We start from the raw sequence: 243 nt of genomic DNA, 5'->3' as shown, positions 1-243 counted from the left end.
CTGATAATCGAGCAATGGACTCGATGATCTGGTCAGCAGTTTTTTGCCACACAAAGGGCTTCGGATCATTGTTATAAACGGCCAAATATTCCCTGATGGAGGCTTCCAATTCACGAGTGCTGCGATGGGAATTTCGCTTAATCCATCGCTGGGAAATCAAGGCAAAGAATCTTTCGACCAGGTTAAGCCATGACGCTGACGTGGGCGTAAAGTGGATGTGGTAACGGGGGTGAGAGGCGAACC

1 pseudogene is annotated in these 243 nt (G+C 49.0%); it reads right to left on the bottom strand.

Features of this window, described 5'->3' with window-relative positions:
* Window positions 1-243: pseudogene (locus WG929_RS21185) on the bottom strand (IS630 family transposase); the annotation flags it as partial.

Origin of the sequence: Oceanobacter antarcticus (assembly GCF_044962685.1) — a bacterium.
In the GTDB taxonomy this organism is placed as follows: domain Bacteria; phylum Pseudomonadota; class Gammaproteobacteria; order Pseudomonadales; family Oceanobacteraceae; genus Oceanobacter; species Oceanobacter antarcticus.
The sequence above is the reverse complement of the archived record's forward strand: the minus strand, read 5'-3'. Positions and strand labels throughout refer to the sequence as shown.